This window comes from Flavobacterium sp. CHNK8, assembly GCF_019774515.1.
In the GTDB taxonomy this organism is placed as follows: Bacteria; Bacteroidota; Bacteroidia; order Flavobacteriales; family Flavobacteriaceae; genus Flavobacterium; species Flavobacterium tiangeerense.
In genome coordinates this window covers 158521-173833 of sequence record NZ_CP081492.1, presented here as the reverse complement: position 1 = coordinate 173833, position 15313 = coordinate 158521, and the positions used below count along the sequence as shown (strand labels likewise).

Below are 15313 nucleotides of genomic sequence, written 5' to 3'. Positions count from 1 at the left end.
TACTATGGAATACTACAATTACATAAAATCATTACACCTCATCTTTGTAATCACTTGGTTTGTGGGGCTTTTCAATATTGTTCGCCTTTTTGTTTACCAAATTGAAGCTGCAGATAAGCCTTCACCCGAAAAAGAGATTTTACAAAACCAATACAAAATAATGACGTATCGCATGTGGTACATTATTACTTGGCCATCGGCAATATTAGCCAGTATATTTGCATTTTGGATGTTGTTTTTCACGGATTTAGGTCGGGCGTGGCTTCAAATGCCTTGGATGCATGTCAAACTAGGATTTGTGTTTTTATTGTATTTGTACCATGCTAAATGCCACCAAATCTTTAATCAATTGCAAAGAAACGAAGTTAGATACACCTCTAATTTTATGCGATTATGGAACGAAGGCGCCACAATTATACTTTTTGCCGTAGTATTTTTAGTGATTTTAAAAAATGCTTTCAATTGGATTTACGGAGTAATTGGGATCATTTTGTTCTCTGTCATTTTAATGCTGGGTTTCCAATTCTACAAAAAAATTAGAGAAAGAAAATAGTTGAATTTTTAGTTCCCAACCGGTACTGAGACTGAGACTGTAAACTAAAAAACATGTTCAAAAGCTTCAAAATAGCAATGCTTTCCTTGCGGATTAGGATTTTCCTGTCCATGATTGTATTGATATTAATGGCCTCCGTTATATTAGCTTCGATTTCGATCATTCAATTTAAAAACGAAGCCAAAGAATACCATCAAGAACGACTGGAACGTAACGAAAATGCGGTTAAACAGCACATCAATTTTATTCTTTCAACCACTACTTATCCTTTAACGGCAGCAAACCTAGACCTCATCTTTAAGGATAAAATCCATGAATTGGCACACATTCATAATGTCGAAATTAATATTTACAGCCTTAACGGTCAGTTATTAAAATCTTCCAAAGAATCATTCTCAGTTGATAAAGTAGCGCCACCAGTACCCAAATACATTTTGAAACTGGTACGTTCCTCCATTGAAAAAAGGTATGTAGACATTAAAACCATTGACGGCAAAAAAAATCGTTCGGCTTTTAGCCAAATCAAAGATGATAAATTCAAGCCACTCGGAATTTTAAACTTGCCTTATGTAGAGGACGATGGATATTATGAAAATGAGCTTAAAAATTTCTTGGTAAGACTTGGTCAAGTGTATACTTTTATGTTGCTCATGGCCTTTGCGCTAGCGTACTTTTTATCGTCCTATATTACAAAATCTTTGAAAACCATTTCGGATAAATTAAGTGAAACCAGTTTAAACCAAAAAAACGAAAAAATTGTTTTAGAGGCCAATAGCAAAGAAATTAATTTACTCATCAAGGCGTATAATGCCATGGTAGATGAACTGGAGAAAAGCGCCATCAAACTAGCACAAAGTGAGCGCGAAGAAGCCTGGAGAGAAATGGCAAAACAAGTGGCCCATGAAATTAAAAATCCGCTTACGCCAATGAGACTAACGGTTCAAAGCTTTCAACGCAAGTTTGACCCATTGGATACCAATGTAAAACAGAAAATGAACGACTACTCTGAAACGCTCATTCAGCAAATTGACACCATGAGTGCAGTAGCTTCGGCTTTTTCTAACTTTGCCTCCATGCCTGCCCAACAAAATGAAACCCTGAACGTAGTTGAAGTTGTAGAGCTTACCATGGATATTTTTAATGAAGATTATGTTGAATTTCAAAGTGAATCTCCAGAGATTATTTCAAAAATTGACCGTACACAATTGATTCGAGTTATTACCAATCTTGCCAAAAACGCTATTCAATCAATACCGGAGCAACAAGAACTTAAAAAAGTACTTGTAAAAATAAAAAAAGAAGACAATAACGTACTTATAACCGTATCAGATAACGGAATAGGAATACAAGCTAGCGATGCGCATAGGATTTTTGAACCTAAATTTACTACCAAAAGTAGCGGTATGGGTCTTGGTCTTGGAATTATAAAAAACATTATCGAAAATTACAAAGGAACGATTATCTTTGAATCTGAATTTGGTAAAGGAACCACATTCATTGTGTCGCTCCCCATCATCAACTCTTAAAAAATACTTATGAACTACGAAAATATTTTGGTTACTACCCAAGAAAACATTGCTACTGTAACTATCAATAGACCTACAAAGTTGAACGCATTGAATGTGGCAACCATTTCTGATTTAAACAAAGCCTTTAAATTATTATCAAAAAACACTGATATTCGTGCTATTATTTTAACAGGAAGTGGCGAAAAAGCTTTTGTAGCAGGAGCAGATATTTCAGAATTTGCAAATTTCTCCATTGAACAAGGATCCCAACTTGCAGCAGAAGGTCAAGAAAAATTATTTGATTTTATCGAAAATTTAAAAACACCTGTTATTGCCGCAGTTAATGGTTTTGCACTAGGAGGCGGACTTGAATTGGCTATGTCGTGTCATTTTAGAGTTGCCTCTGCAAATGCCAAGATGGGATTACCAGAAGTTTCATTGGGTGTAATTCCAGGTTATGGTGGAACGCAAAGATTGCCTCAACTAGTAGGAAAAGGCCGCGCTATGGAAATGATTATGACTGCTGGAATGGTTACTGCAGATGAAGCTTACAGAATAGGATTAGTAAACCACGTGGTTTCAGAAGACGAACTAATAGAATTTTGTACCAATATAGCCAATAAGATAATTAAGAACTCTCCATACGCTATTGGCAAAGCAATAAAAGCAGTTAATGCTAATTTCAAAGAAGGGAAAAACGGATTTGAAACAGAGATTAAATCTTTTGGAAAATGTTTTGGAACCGAAGATTTTAAAGAAGGAACAACGGCTTTCCTAGAGAAAAGAAAAGCAGTTTTTACTGGAAAATAAAAATAAGAGAGAACCAGATTGGTTCTCTTTTTAGTTTAAACACACATAGTTTTAAATAATTTTTTTCACAAAAAGGATTTGTTTGCCGCACAAGGCTTAATTTTGCATTTCATATGTGATTATCTCACTCTTTAAATTCTAATTATGTCCTTCCAACCTGTATTTGATCTGTTCTGGGAAAAAGTAAAAGAAAGTATCGATAACTATAGTTATGCAAAGTTAACCCTAGCCAAAACCATTGGTGATACAGAATTGAAAAATATTTATGTGCGTCCTGTTTTACAAGAAAACGATGTGTTTTGTATGTCCATAACGGCGCGTTACAAAACCGAAGAAATAGAAAGTTTCCATACCCTTGATGAGGCGTATATTGTATTGGCTCCGTATATGAATAACCCTTTTTTAACGGCTTTACTCTTCACCACAGAAAACGACATTACGTTTAAACTCAATAAAAAAAGAGTCGGAACTATCATTGAGCAAGCACCTACCTTTAAAAACGCATCGGATGTGATTCTAGAAATGAAAGAAAAAGGAATTTCAACCTAAAATTATTGAAACAAATGCTGGTTTTCGACTTGAAAACCAGCATTTGTCAAAACACAGCTGGATGAATTGGTAGGATGCATCTATTGCAAGTCCTAATTCCATTTTTTTTGAACGATAACAATCTCAAAAACTGCAAACTGTAAACTGTACACTGCTAACTTACTTCTCCCCTTCCCATTCTGCATAAAACTGAGCTAGAAAACCTTCCATGTACTGGTGTCTTTCTTGCGCTATCTTCTTCCCAGTTTCGGTATTCATTTTATCTTTTAACAGCAAAAGCTTTTCGTAGAAATGATTTATTGTTGGAGCATCATTCTTTTTGTATTCATCCTTGGTCATGCTGGTGTTTGGAGAAATTTCAGGGTCATACAGCGCTCTATTTTTAAAACCTCCATAATTGAATGCTCTAGCAATTCCTATGGCTCCTATGGCGTCTAAACGATCCGCGTCCTGAACTACATCTAGTTCAATGGAGGAAAATTTTCGTTCTACATTTCCACCTTTATAGGAGATGTTTTCAATGATTTGAACCACATGCATAATAATTTCCTCGTCAACATGTTCCGATTCTAAAAATTTTCGAGCAACTCTAGGCCCTACCGTTTCATCCCCATCGTGAAATTTACTATCGGCAATATCATGCAGCAACGCACCAAGCTGGGCAACAGTACTATCACAAGTTTCCGTGCTAGCAATTAACACCGTATTCTTAAACACTCTTTCGATATGAAACCAATCGTGTCCGCCCTCGGCATTTTTTAATTCTTCTTTTACAAAAAGAATTGTCTTGTTTATCAAATCAGGATTTGTCATTGTATCTTTTGTTTTTAAAAAAAATGTTGAACTTTAAAGTTTTGAAACTTTAAAATCCAACATTTATATTGAGTATTCATAGGAATGAATTAGCGAATTAAAGCAGGCTCAACCCATTTGAAAATGTGAGATTCTTGAGGAATTACCAAACGCTCAGAGATTTTGGCCATTCTACCAGGTAATTTCATCAAATAGTCACGGGCTTTTTCAGCTTCATCTGTTAAACCACCTATTTTATCAATTTCCCATTTGTCAATTAATTTTTGCATAATTTCAACATAGTCTACTGCGGTATACACCCCAATACGCTGTGCTGAATCAGAAAACTGTTCAAAAGCTGTACTTATTTTTTCACCAGATTCTCTCAAGAAATGAGCCGGCATCACAATTTTTGCTTTCATCATGTATTGGAAAGCAAGCATCATTTCGCTTGGGTCAATTTGGAAAATTCGGTTTACAAACTCACTATATGCATGATGGTGGCGCATTTCATCGCCTGCAATCATTTTGCACATTTTAGACAGTTTGTTATCTCCGTATTTTTTAGCAATTTGAGCTACTCTGTTATGAGATACATAGGTAGCTAGTTCTTGAAAACTAGTATAGATAAAGTTCTTATAAGGATCTCTACCAGTACCAATATCAAAACCATCATTAATCAAGTGCTGTGTCGTCATTTCTACTTCGCGCATGTTCACTCTACCGGATAAGTACAAGTATTTGTTTAATAAATCACCATGGCGATTTTCCTCACCTGTCCATTGTCTGATCCATTTAGACCATCCGTTGCGCTCCACATTATCTATTCCTTCTACATCCATAAGCCAAGACTCATAGGTAGGCAACGCTTCCTCTGTAATGGTATCACCTACTAGTGTTACCCAGAAATCATAAGGCAAATCTTTAGCAATTTCACGTAGTTCTTTTACTTCATCAAAAAAAGTATCACTCTGGGAATCTGGCAAAAAATCTGTAGGTTGCCATATCTTTTCAACAGGAATAAGATACTGATCGACAAAGCTATCTACGTTTTTCTCTAAAAACTGCATTACTTCTAATCGAATGTTTTTTATTGACATTTTATATATATTAAATTTTTATTCCATTCACTACGGCTGCTTCGGTTTTCACCATCAAATCAGCAAAATCATATTCGCTCACAGCAAGCGGTTCGTGCACTACAAAGGTAAGATGATTTCCTAAACCTACGGGGAAAAAACCAAATTTAACCATTTTCCAAGAGTTGTTAATACTTACCGGAACTACATAGGCCGATGGGGCATTCTTGCACAACATTTTTAATCCTGTTTGTGAAAACTCTTTTGGTTTTCCTGTTTTACTTCGGGTACCTTCTGGAAAAATAACGGCAGAACGCTTGTGCTTTTCTATATACTCTGACAAACTTCTTATAGCAGGAATGGCTTGTTTGGGATCTTTTCTATCTATAAGTACAGAACCTCCATGGCGTAAATTATAGGACACACTTGGTATTCCTTTACCTAATTCTTTCTTACTCACAAATTTACAATGAAAACGTCTAAAATACCAAATCATTGCAATAATATCGTACATACTTTGATGGTTGCACACAAAAATCAAGGGTACATCCTTTGGGATGATATCTCTATTTGTAAAAGTATACGTAGTTCCAAGCAAATTAGTGCATTTTACCAAGAAAAAATTCAAATAATCCACACTTTTTTTATGTGCTTGGTAGCCAAACACGTTGAAACAAACCCATTGAATAGGATGAAAAACAAGCAATGTCAGACTAAAACAGAAATAATAAACAACAGATATAGGGTACGAAATTATTTTTTGCATGCTTCAAAAATTTCTGCAAAAGTAATAAATATATTTTTAGCGTTATTTCATCTAGAAAAAGTCGCAAAAAACAGCTTTAATTGTACCTTTGCTATCCAAAATACGTTCCCTATATATGAATTTCAAATACCCTAAAACCGAGAAACTAAAAAGCAAAATAACCATTGGTTTATTATTTACTGAGGGTAAATCCGTATCCAAATATCCGTTGCGATTGGTATACAAAGCAGGTACTTTTGGCGAAAGTGAAAAAATAAAAATAGGCGTTTCCGTATCCAAAAAGAATTTTAAAAAAGCAGTAGACCGCAATTATTTCAAACGCGTACTTCGCGAAACCTATCGCCTAAATAAACATTTGTTGCTTGACAATCTTGACCAACCGTACTCTTTCATGTTTTTTTATCAAACCAAGGATCGCTTGACTTACCAAGAAATCAATACTAAAACCGTTCAATTGTTTGAAAAGTTTTTGCTGCAAATAAAAAAAGAAGAGTAGCAATTCTATTTTTTGTATTTTTAGCATTAAAACAACCTATTTATGAAGTCAATACTCTTATTTATTCTTGTACTCTTGTGTTTGGGGAGTTGTAAAAAAGAAGAAGCTGAATTAGATATGAAAATCACAGCTATTAAACTTCCTGCAAAAAGAGAATCTGGACAAAATGGCAACTACAGTGCTGATAAAATGGACTCGCCTGAAAAAGAAAAAACAGAACAAAAAATCATCAAAACAGGTAACCTTCGTTTTGAAACCAATGATTTAGAAGCTACATATACCCAAATACAAAATGCAGTAAAAAATAGTAAAGCAACAATTCAAAACGATAGCGAAGGTAAAGATTACGAGTCGGTTTTTAGAAATCTAACCGTTCGTGTACCAAGCCAAAACTTTGATGTTTTTATAGCTTCGATTTCAAAAGGAGTTGCGTATTTTGACACTAAAGAAATTTCTTCACAGGATGTCACTGCAGAATTTATAGATCTTGATGCCCGCTTAAAAGCAAAGAAAGTATTGGAAAACCGATATCTAGAACTTTTGAAAAAAGCAAACAAGGTTACCGAAATGCTAGAAATCGAAAAACAACTTTCGGCTATTCGCGAAGAAATTGAAGCCAAAGAAGGGCAATTGAACTACATGCAAAACCAAGTTTCTTATAGCACCATAACCATAGAATTTTATAAATCTGTTGCAGAAGCTAGTGGCGCTACCGAATCATATGGAACAAAAATTTGGACCGCCATCAAATCAGGGTTCAATAGTCTTTCGAGTTTGTTTATCAATTTACTCAGCATTTGGCCATTTATCCTCATTATGATTGCTTTAGGTTACTTTATTAGAAAACGATTTAAGTCAAAAAAAATATAAAAAACATGTATTCTTTCCTCAAAAAAAAATTCATATTACCTGTTGTTGCTTCGGCATTTTTATTCATTGGAAGCAGTTTCAAAGATGATTTCTTCGAAATTGCCAAACAAATCGAAATCTTCACCACGCTTTTCAAAGAATTGAACCGCAATTATGTAGATGAAACTAATCCAGGAGAGTTAATGGACAAAGCCATTAAGGCCATGTTGGCTAATTTAGATCCGTACACGGTCTATTTTAACGAGCAAGATGTTGTGAAGTTTAAAATCAACAATACAGGTGAATATACCGGCATAGGCGCTATACTGACCCGCAAAGAAGATAAACTGATTATCAAAGAACCGTATAAAAATTTTCCTGCTGACAAAGCCGGTTTAAAAGCAGGTGATGAGATCATTCAAATAGGCGATGTGCTTTTATCAGATTTCAAGGATGATGCCTCGCAATTACTCAAGGGTTCTAAAAATACCAAAATTACAGTAAAATACATCCGACAAGGCAAGCCAAATACCACACAAATTATATTGGATGAAGTAGAAATTAAATCGGTACCGTTTTTTGCAAAAATAGATGATAAAACGGGTTACATTGTCTTGTCTCATTTTAACAAAAAAGCCTCTTTTGAAACCAAAGAAGCATTAGAACAACTCAAAAAAGAAGGAGCAGAACGCATCATTCTAGATGTAAGAGACAATCCCGGCGGGTTACTGAATGAAGCTGTAAATATTTGCAATTTATTTGTAGCCAAAAACGAAACTATTGTCACCACAAAGTCTAAAATTGACAAACACAATACTACCTATAAAACTACCAGAGAGCCGGTGGATTTGGACATTCCTTTGATTGTTTTGGTAAACGGTCGTAGTGCATCCGCTTCAGAAATTGTTGCAGGTGCGTTGCAGGATTTAGATCGTGCGGTAGTGGTAGGAAGTCGTAGTTTTGGAAAAGGACTAGTACAGCGTCCTGTTGATTTAACTTATGGTACCCAACTCAAAGTGACCATTTCGCGCTACTATACTCCTTCGGGACGATGCATTCAGGCATTGGATTATTCTAAAAAGGATAAAAACGGAATGGCTTTGAAAACCGAAGAGAAGAACTTTAACGCTTTTAAAACCCGAAAAGGTAGAACTGTGTATGACGGCGGAGGTATTCAACCTGATGTAGTTTTAGAAGAAACCAAATCTAGTCCTATCACAAACGCCTTGCTTCGCAACGACGGAATCTTTAACTACGTAACCAGTTACTGTTACAAAAACCCAACACTTGGAAATCAAATTCCAGTGATCAGTGATGCTGATTATGCCGACTTTAAAAACTATTTAAAAGCTCAAAAATTCTCCTTTGACACAGAAACTGAACTGGCTTTGAAAAATACTTTGGCTGTAGCCAAAAAAGAAAAGCTAGACGAATCCATTCAAGTAGAGTACCAGCAATTATTGACCGCCTTGCAAAAATCTGAAAATGCATTGCTAGACAAACATCAAAAAGAAATCAAGGGCTTAATGGTTGATGAAATTATCAAACGTTTTCAATACCAAGAAGGTTTGTATCAATATTACACCAAAAACAACATAGAAATCAAGAAAGCAACGACACTCTTAAACGATGCCGCTGCCTACAAAGCTATCTTAAAAATGTAACTTACTGTTTTTGCATTTCTATGTGTGGGATATCATCTTCCAGATACATCTCACTGGTTTGTACAAAACCGTGGCTTTCGTAAAACTTTTTTAGGTACAACTGGGCTCCTATTGTGATTTGGCTTCCGCCAAAATGTTTCGCTATGCCCGCAATAGACTCGCGCATTAGATCATGACCCCATTTGCGATCACGGTAATTAGCATCAACAGTAACTCTACCTATTGAGGCAAAATCAAAACTTATTCCGGGTTGAAACAATCTAGAATGAGCCACTATTTTACCGTCATAAACGCCCATAAGGTGTAAGGCTACTTTATCTTTATCATCTAAGTCAAGGTACACACAGTTTTGCTCAACTACAAAGATCTCGCTTCGTAACTTTAAAATATCATATAACTCAAAAACTGTAAGTGCTTCAAATGCTTTTATTTCCCACTGTAGTGTCATGTGCTGTTTTTTATACAAATTAAAGCAATTTAAGGCTCTTTTTTAATAATCCGCGCCGATTTTATAATGGATTCTAATTCGTGCATTAAATCCCTTTTATCTTTAGAAGGCGCATAACAAAAACCTTCAAGAATTAGCAGTCGGTTGTATTTGGTATCTACTATTGCATAATTGATAAAAGGACCCGACATGAAATCATTATTCAATTGCCAAGTTCCCTTAGTTTCATAAGCAGTGTATTTGTTGAGTTTTGTCTTAGAAAAATAAGGAGAATACGCTTCCTCTGTAATCATGTTGGTATGCGGTTCTTTACCTCTGATGTACAAATTGCCTATAGAATCGCGCAATTGAATAACCTTTGCACTCCAGTTTTTATCGGTTCTATATTTATCTAGAGGAACTTGGTAGAGCAAGAGACTAGTGTTTCCGCCAATAAATTCTTTTTTGAGCCACAAGAAATTTCTTTTTTGCAAGACATACACATAACCCGTAGGCACTTGGATAGCCGTATGAAACTTGTTCTCAATAATTTTAGGATCCAGTAAAGATTGTTTGTTTATTTTTTGGCTAGCCGCAATTTCAGCATTTTTAATCATGCTGATCATTTGGGGTGCGTTTTGCTCCATGATTGTCACAATATCACTAACTGTTCTTCCTGAAATATGAAAAACATTTTGCGGACTAGCATATTGATTTTTCTTGATTTCAAATTTATTGACTTCGGTTTTTTTTACCACAATTATCGCTCGCGTATCGGTCATGAAACCCTCTAAAAGTTTCACAGGATATTGATTGATGTTAAAAAGAGGTTCTTCCTGAGGCAAGCCTATTACTGGCGCAGCAAATTTATTCCTGATGCTATCTCCTATCTCACCATTCCACAACTGATCTTCAATAATAATCGATATGGTGTTGATTTTACCTGTAGTAATACGCGGCAACGAGCTGTTATCCTTTTGACAAGAAAACAAAGAAAGTGTCACAAAAATGAATAAACAATAAAATCGATGCATTGCTGGGTGTTGTTTAGTAAAACCCAAATATAAAGAACAAAGCCGTATTATCCGTTTATTTTTAACTTCATACCTGGTTTGATATCTTCACCACTAATACCGTTCCACTTTTTTAAATCATTGATGGTTACACCCGGATATTTTTTAGAAATACTAAATAAGGAATCTCCTTTTTTTACAAAATATTCTGAAGCAGTTTTCGCAGCAGATGTATTTTTCTTTGTTTTAAAAGTATCTACAGTAGCTTTATCAGTATTGATTGCTATTTCATCCTTAGCAACAATAAGAGATTTTCCTATAGTAATCGTATTATCAGATAGATTATTCCACGATTTTAATTCAGGAATGGTAGCACCAAATTTAGTAGCAATAATTCCTAAATTATCTCCTTTAAGAACTACATATTCAACATCTTTGCGCAACGGACTTGTTGCTGCATCTGGTTTAGCATCAGTTTCTTTTGGACTTAATTGCAAAACCAATCCCGCTTGTACAGAAGCCGTAGTTAAGCCATTTAACTTTTGAATCTCAGTAACTGTCAAATTGTGTTTCTTTGCAATACTTCCCAAGTTATCTCCTTTTTGTACTACATAACTTGAAGCGGTGTTTGACGCATCAACAGCCTTTTCCTCTTTATTTACTTTAGCATCTGCCAGCGCTGTGTTTTTATAAACTGTATTTTTAGGTTCAGACTTTAATTCCTTTACTGTAGAAGGATCAGTATTGATTTTCAAACTTCGTCCGTATGCAATATTGTTGCCCTTGATGTGATTCCATTTTTTTATTTCGGCAATAGTTACCCCATATTTTAGAGCTACACTAGCAATATTATCACCTTTTCTAACTTTGTAGTAAACACTTTTGGTTGCGGCCAGACTTTCAGTGTTAGTTCTAAGACTGTCTTTAACAACAGTTGTTTTTACTAACATAAAAGGTTTTTCACTTTTGTCTTTTTCGTATTGTGCGTAGGCATATATTTTGTCTTCGTTTGAGGCAAAAACGGCAACTTTTTCTTGTGGTAATCTTAAAAAATGTGTTTGATCGTGATAAAAAGGCACCACGTTTAGTTTGTAAGAGGGATTTAAAAGCTGTAATTGTGCTACCGGCACATCAAGTAAGTCCGATATTTGTCTGAAAGTCATTTGACGCTTGATCATCACCGTATCTGTAGCAAAGTGTTTTACTTTGGCTCTATTAGGAACAATACCATGTTCTTTGTGGTATTCATAAATATACATGGTTGCTAAAAAAGCAGGTACATAACCTTGTGTTTCACGGGGTAAATTTTTTCGAATATTCCAATAATTTTGTTGTCCTCCAGAACGTCTGATGGCTTTTGCAACGTTACCAGGTCCAGAGTTGTAGGCTGCTAAAACCAAATCCCAATCTCCAAATATCTTGTACATGTTGGTCATATATTGCGTTGCAGCTTCGCTAGATTTCAGTGGATCACTTCTTTCATCTACATAAGAATCTATTTTAAGACCGTATTGTTTTCCGGTTTGATACATGAACTGCCACAATCCAGTAGCGCCCATTCGGGAAACTGCTTTAGGATTTAATGCCGACTCAACCACTGCTAGATATTTAATTTCGAGTGGAACATTTTGCTTTGCTAACGCTTCCTCCATTAACGGAAAATAATATTCAGAAACTGCCATAAGGCGTTCAAAAGATTTTTTTCTGTTTTTCAAAAAGGATTTAATTAAGTTTTCTAATCCCGGATTGTACTCTATGTTAAAAGGTGACTTGGCATCCATGGCTGCCAATCTTTGTTTAAGTAAATCTGTAGGCAATTCAAAATCTATGGCAAGATCAAGATTGGTATTTTTTATTTCTTCAGAGAATGAAGTAAATAAATCAAGATCGTTGAGTTCTTTCATCCACAAACTGTCAACGCGTGCGGCAACTTTGTCGTTTACAAAGGTTTTCTTGATAGAATCGAGGTACGAAATTTTAGGTACTATTTTTAAAATGGATTGGGTGTCATTTGCATCTTGTGCAAACAAATTAGCCGAAAACAAAAGTAATAGTGCAACAGTGGTATTTTTTATATTCATATTTTTACGATCAAAGACCTATATTTCAAATGATTACAAAGCTTGATTTACAAACTTAACGGGTTTTTTCTAAAAAACGTCTTTAAAAAGTGTTAAAAATGCAATAATTGATACATTTATAAGGAATATCTATCGATTTAAGAAAATAAGTGGCGATACCAAACTAAATTAGTATCCAAAATAAAAAACCTCAACAACTTTTTTCGTTGTTGAGGCCTAGTTTTCAATTAGTAGCCTGTAAAAACTACTTTAAAAATATATTTTTGCATTTACAAAGTGGTCTTTGGATCCTTATTCAAGGATAGCTGCAATACCAGGAAGTACTCTACCCTCAAGCATTTCTAGCATGGCTCCTCCTCCCGTAGACACATAGCTTACTTTGTGTTCTAGTCCAAATTGTTTTACTGCAGCCACAGAGTCACCACCACCCACAAGTGAAAAAGCTCCCTTGGCTGTAGCCTCGGCAATGTAATTCCCTAATGTAATAGTTCCATTTGCGAAATTTTCTAATTCAAATACTCCCAAAGGTCCATTCCACAATATCGTTTTAGATTCCATAATCACTTCTTTAAAAAGGTCTAATGATTTTGGTCCTGCGTCAAGACCTTGCCAGCCATCTGGGATACTATTCACATCCACTACTTGCGTTTGAGCATCATTTGCAAAAGCATCTGCCGCTACAACATCAACCGGAAGATGTATTTGAACCCCTTTTTCTTTGGCTAAACGCAAAATTTCTAGTGCTAAGTCTTGTTTGTCATCTTCGCAAATAGAGTTTCCTATTTTGCCTCCTAGCGCTTTCACAAAAGTAAAAGTCATTCCACCACCTATGATCATGTGGTCTACTTTATCTAAAATATTTTCGATCACAGTAATTTTAGAAGAAACTTTAGAACCACCCAAAACCGCAGTAACTGGTTTTTCACTGTTTTTCAACACTTTATTCAAGCTCTCAATTTCTTTGGCAAGCAACAACCCAAAACATTTGTGCTCTGGAAAAAACTGTGCGATGATAGTAGTAGATGCATGTGCTCTATGTGCTGTACCAAAAGCATCATTCACATAAATATCTCCAAGACTGGCTAATTCTTTGGCAAAAGCTACGTCTCCTGCCTCTTCCTCTGGATGAAAGCGTAAATTTTCAAGAATCAATACGCTTCCTGCTAACAAGTTTTGCGCAGCCTCTTGAGCCACTTCACCCACACAATTTGATGCAAATTGAACCGGAACACCCAGGATTTCTGAAGTAATGTGTACAATATGTTGTAGTGAATATTTAGCTTCTACACCTTTTGGTCGTCCTAAATGCGACATTAATATTACGCTTCCCCCTTGTGCTAAAATAGCATCAATAGTAGGTTTGGCTGCTTCAATACGCGTGCTATCGGTTACTTGGAATTGCTCGTCTAGTGGCACGTTAAAATCTACTCGAATGAGCGCTTTCTTATTTTTAAAATCGAAATCTTGTACGGTTTTCATGTGTATGTTGTTAGTGTTTGTTTTTTCAAGGAGAAACAAATATAGCACTTTTAGTATGGTAACAAATTGGTGAAAACCAAAAAATCTACTTTAGTTACTAACGAAATCGTTATCAATTACGAACTAATAACACAACACTGCTTCGGAGCTACATTAGCTTCCAAAAAATTACATTTAGAATAGCGGCTTTGAACAAACCTAAAGGATGGAAACAAAAAATCCGATTGTGGGGACAATCGGATTGTAAGTGGGTTTCGTGCATTGCTTTAATCAATAATTGGGTTTTGCGTACATGGGCAATCACTTACTCCTTGAAGGAAGTCAAGACCTATAGTCACAACGTGCGTTCCAGAGTTAAAACTCCCTAAACGATTCAAAATTACTTGGTACGAATACCCAAAATAAAAATTCGATTTCTTAAATCCTACCATAGGGCCTACGTTAAGCGGTTTTCCTATTTGATCGTTTAAGAATCGGTACGATGCACCTGCCCATAAATAATCATCATTACGATCGTATTTACGATACTTGATGTTGATATCGGTACTAGAACGTTTGTCACTAGCAAAATATTGGTAGTACACTGAAGGTTCAAACTCTGACCTGTTGTAGGTTCTACTTCTAAATACATATCCCGAATAAACTTGGTAGTTCCGAACCAAGCTCGGCTCCACTCCGCTAAATTGATCAATATCTTTGTCCAAAATGTTACTGGCATTGAAACTCAGGTAATACTCTTTGTTACGGTATAAGAAACCCACATCAAAATTGTTATTGGCCACAAACCTATTGTTGTTAATGGTCGGGTCATTATTGATAGGTTGTAAAGCATCAACATCTATTTTAAAGGTGTTTAAGTTATACGAGATACCAAAAGACAAATACTGCTTTGAATAATAATCCAAGATAATGTGGTGTGCAAAAGAGGCTTTGATCCCTTGTTGCATGGTATTTCCGTTTTTATCATTGTACGCAGAAATCCCCACACCTGATTGATCAGCTACCCTAAAATCAGCATAAATAGATTGGTTTTCAGGTGCGCCTTTAATTCCTACCCACTGCGTCAAGCCGTTGGCACGTATCCTCAAGTTATCCCCAATACCGGCAAAAGTAGGAGAAACCACAAAAGGATTATCCGCAAGATATTGCGTAAAAACGGGCAAGTTTAACTCTTGGCCGTGGCTTGAACCCACCACCAAGAGCAACATTGAAAGGATGATTTTTTTCATTTTACTATATTTTTTTGA

The 15313-nt window shown here is 35.6% G+C and carries 15 protein-coding genes; 7 read left to right on the top strand and 8 right to left on the bottom strand.

Going from position 1 to position 15313, the window contains the following annotated elements; genetic code table 11:
• Nucleotides 1-4 precede the first annotated feature (4 nt).
• The 4 genes from K5V07_RS00690 (at nucleotide 5) to K5V07_RS00675 (ending at nucleotide 3420) form a co-directional block, all read left to right on the top strand.
• Nucleotides 5-553 carry a CopD family protein gene (locus tag K5V07_RS00690; protein ID WP_221915963.1) on the top strand — a complete coding sequence of 183 codons (549 nt, stop codon included), beginning with the start codon at nucleotides 5-7 and terminating at the stop codon, nucleotides 551-553.
• A 53-nt stretch (nucleotides 554-606) separates the two neighbouring features.
• Complete coding sequence (locus K5V07_RS00685) at nucleotides 607-2079, top strand: PAS domain-containing sensor histidine kinase (RefSeq protein WP_370632439.1); 1473 nt, start codon at nucleotides 607-609, stop codon at nucleotides 2077-2079.
• A 9-nt stretch (nucleotides 2080-2088) separates the two neighbouring features.
• Nucleotides 2089-2871, top strand: coding sequence for an enoyl-CoA hydratase/isomerase family protein (locus K5V07_RS00680; protein WP_221915962.1), 783 nt, complete (start codon nucleotides 2089-2091; stop codon nucleotides 2869-2871).
• Nucleotides 2872-3015: 144 nt separating this feature from the next.
• Entirely contained in the window at nucleotides 3016-3420 is a 405-nt protein-coding gene (locus tag K5V07_RS00675) for a hypothetical protein (RefSeq protein WP_221915961.1), read from the top strand.
• 159 nt (nucleotides 3421-3579) lie between these two features.
• Here the strand turns inward: K5V07_RS00675 and K5V07_RS00670 are convergent, their stop codons facing one another.
• The 3 genes from K5V07_RS00670 to K5V07_RS00660 form a co-directional block, all read right to left on the bottom strand.
• Entirely contained in the window at nucleotides 3580-4233 is a 654-nt protein-coding gene (locus K5V07_RS00670) for an HD domain-containing protein (RefSeq protein WP_221915960.1), read from the bottom strand.
• 89 nt (nucleotides 4234-4322) lie between these two features.
• A complete protein-coding gene (locus tag K5V07_RS00665) occupies nucleotides 4323-5312 on the bottom strand; it encodes an acyl-ACP desaturase (RefSeq protein ID WP_158730154.1) in 990 nt (329 codons plus the stop codon).
• Nucleotides 5313-5322: 10 nt separating this feature from the next.
• A complete protein-coding gene (locus tag K5V07_RS00660; RefSeq protein WP_221915959.1) occupies nucleotides 5323-6057 on the bottom strand; it encodes a 1-acyl-sn-glycerol-3-phosphate acyltransferase in 735 nt (244 codons plus the stop codon).
• Between the two features lie 115 nt (nucleotides 6058-6172).
• Between K5V07_RS00660 and rnpA the strand changes: the two genes are divergently transcribed.
• From rnpA to K5V07_RS00645, 3 genes are read left to right on the top strand one after another with little or no spacing between them, the layout of a single operon-like run.
• Nucleotides 6173-6553 (top strand): ribonuclease P protein component, encoded by a 381-nt coding sequence (rnpA, locus tag K5V07_RS00655; RefSeq protein WP_158728162.1) that lies wholly within the window; start codon nucleotides 6173-6175, stop codon nucleotides 6551-6553.
• Nucleotides 6554-6595: 42 nt separating this feature from the next.
• Nucleotides 6596-7423, top strand: coding sequence for a DUF4349 domain-containing protein (locus K5V07_RS00650; RefSeq protein ID WP_221915958.1), 828 nt, complete (start codon nucleotides 6596-6598; stop codon nucleotides 7421-7423).
• Between the two features lie 5 nt (nucleotides 7424-7428).
• The gene (locus K5V07_RS00645) at nucleotides 7429-9066 is read left to right on the top strand and encodes a S41 family peptidase (protein WP_221915957.1); all 1638 of its coding nucleotides are present in this window, start codon (nucleotides 7429-7431) and stop codon (nucleotides 9064-9066) included.
• A gap of 1 nt (nucleotide 9067) precedes the next feature.
• Here K5V07_RS00645 and K5V07_RS00640 read toward each other — a convergent pair whose 3' ends face one another.
• From K5V07_RS00640 to K5V07_RS00620, 5 genes are all read right to left on the bottom strand, one after another.
• Nucleotides 9068-9514: a GNAT family N-acetyltransferase gene (locus K5V07_RS00640; RefSeq protein WP_221915956.1), complete on the bottom strand. Its 447-nt coding sequence runs from the start codon at nucleotides 9512-9514 to the stop codon at nucleotides 9068-9070.
• Nucleotides 9515-9543: 29 nt separating this feature from the next.
• Nucleotides 9544-10527: a DUF4837 family protein gene (locus tag K5V07_RS00635; protein ID WP_221915955.1), complete on the bottom strand. Its 984-nt coding sequence runs from the start codon at nucleotides 10525-10527 to the stop codon at nucleotides 9544-9546.
• Nucleotides 10528-10574: 47 nt separating this feature from the next.
• Nucleotides 10575-12587, bottom strand: coding sequence for a LysM peptidoglycan-binding domain-containing protein (locus K5V07_RS00630; RefSeq protein ID WP_221915954.1), 2013 nt, complete (start codon nucleotides 12585-12587; stop codon nucleotides 10575-10577).
• Nucleotides 12588-12878: 291 nt separating this feature from the next.
• The gene (gene pgk / locus K5V07_RS00625) at nucleotides 12879-14066 is read right to left on the bottom strand and encodes a phosphoglycerate kinase (RefSeq protein WP_221915953.1); all 1188 of its coding nucleotides are present in this window, start codon (nucleotides 14064-14066) and stop codon (nucleotides 12879-12881) included.
• Nucleotides 14067-14332: 266 nt separating this feature from the next.
• Nucleotides 14333-15295, bottom strand: coding sequence for a type IX secretion system membrane protein PorP/SprF (locus K5V07_RS00620; RefSeq protein ID WP_144893574.1), 963 nt, complete (start codon nucleotides 15293-15295; stop codon nucleotides 14333-14335).
• Nucleotides 15296-15313 lie beyond the last annotated feature (18 nt).

Bases quoted from the DNA above. Each gene is read 5' to 3' on its own strand.
- K5V07_RS00660 (WP_221915959.1), bottom strand. From the start codon at position 6,057: ATGCAAAAAATAATTTCGTACCCTATATCTGTTGTTTATTATTTCTGT.
- K5V07_RS00635 (WP_221915955.1), bottom strand. From the start codon at position 10,527: ATGCATCGATTTTATTGTTTATTCATTTTTGTGACACTTTCTTTGTTT.
- K5V07_RS00680 (WP_221915962.1), top strand. From the start codon at position 2,089: ATGAACTACGAAAATATTTTGGTTACTACCCAAGAAAACATTGCTACT.
- rnpA (WP_158728162.1), top strand. From the start codon at position 6,173: ATGAATTTCAAATACCCTAAAACCGAGAAACTAAAAAGCAAAATAACC.
- K5V07_RS00620 (WP_144893574.1), bottom strand. From the start codon at position 15,295: ATGAAAAAAATCATCCTTTCAATGTTGCTCTTGGTGGTGGGTTCAAGC.
- pgk (WP_221915953.1), bottom strand. From the start codon at position 14,066: ATGAAAACCGTACAAGATTTCGATTTTAAAAATAAGAAAGCGCTCATT.
- K5V07_RS00675 (WP_221915961.1), top strand. From the start codon at position 3,016: ATGTCCTTCCAACCTGTATTTGATCTGTTCTGGGAAAAAGTAAAAGAA.
- K5V07_RS00650 (WP_221915958.1), top strand. From the start codon at position 6,596: ATGAAGTCAATACTCTTATTTATTCTTGTACTCTTGTGTTTGGGGAGT.
- K5V07_RS00630 (WP_221915954.1), bottom strand. From the start codon at position 12,587: ATGAATATAAAAAATACCACTGTTGCACTATTACTTTTGTTTTCGGCT.
- K5V07_RS00645 (WP_221915957.1), top strand. From the start codon at position 7,429: ATGTATTCTTTCCTCAAAAAAAAATTCATATTACCTGTTGTTGCTTCG.
- K5V07_RS00670 (WP_221915960.1), bottom strand. From the start codon at position 4,233: ATGACAAATCCTGATTTGATAAACAAGACAATTCTTTTTGTAAAAGAA.
- K5V07_RS00690 (WP_221915963.1), top strand. From the start codon at position 5: ATGGAATACTACAATTACATAAAATCATTACACCTCATCTTTGTAATC.
- K5V07_RS00640 (WP_221915956.1), bottom strand. From the start codon at position 9,514: ATGACACTACAGTGGGAAATAAAAGCATTTGAAGCACTTACAGTTTTT.
- K5V07_RS00665 (WP_158730154.1), bottom strand. From the start codon at position 5,312: ATGTCAATAAAAAACATTCGATTAGAAGTAATGCAGTTTTTAGAGAAA.
- K5V07_RS00685 (WP_370632439.1), top strand. From the start codon at position 607: ATGTTCAAAAGCTTCAAAATAGCAATGCTTTCCTTGCGGATTAGGATT.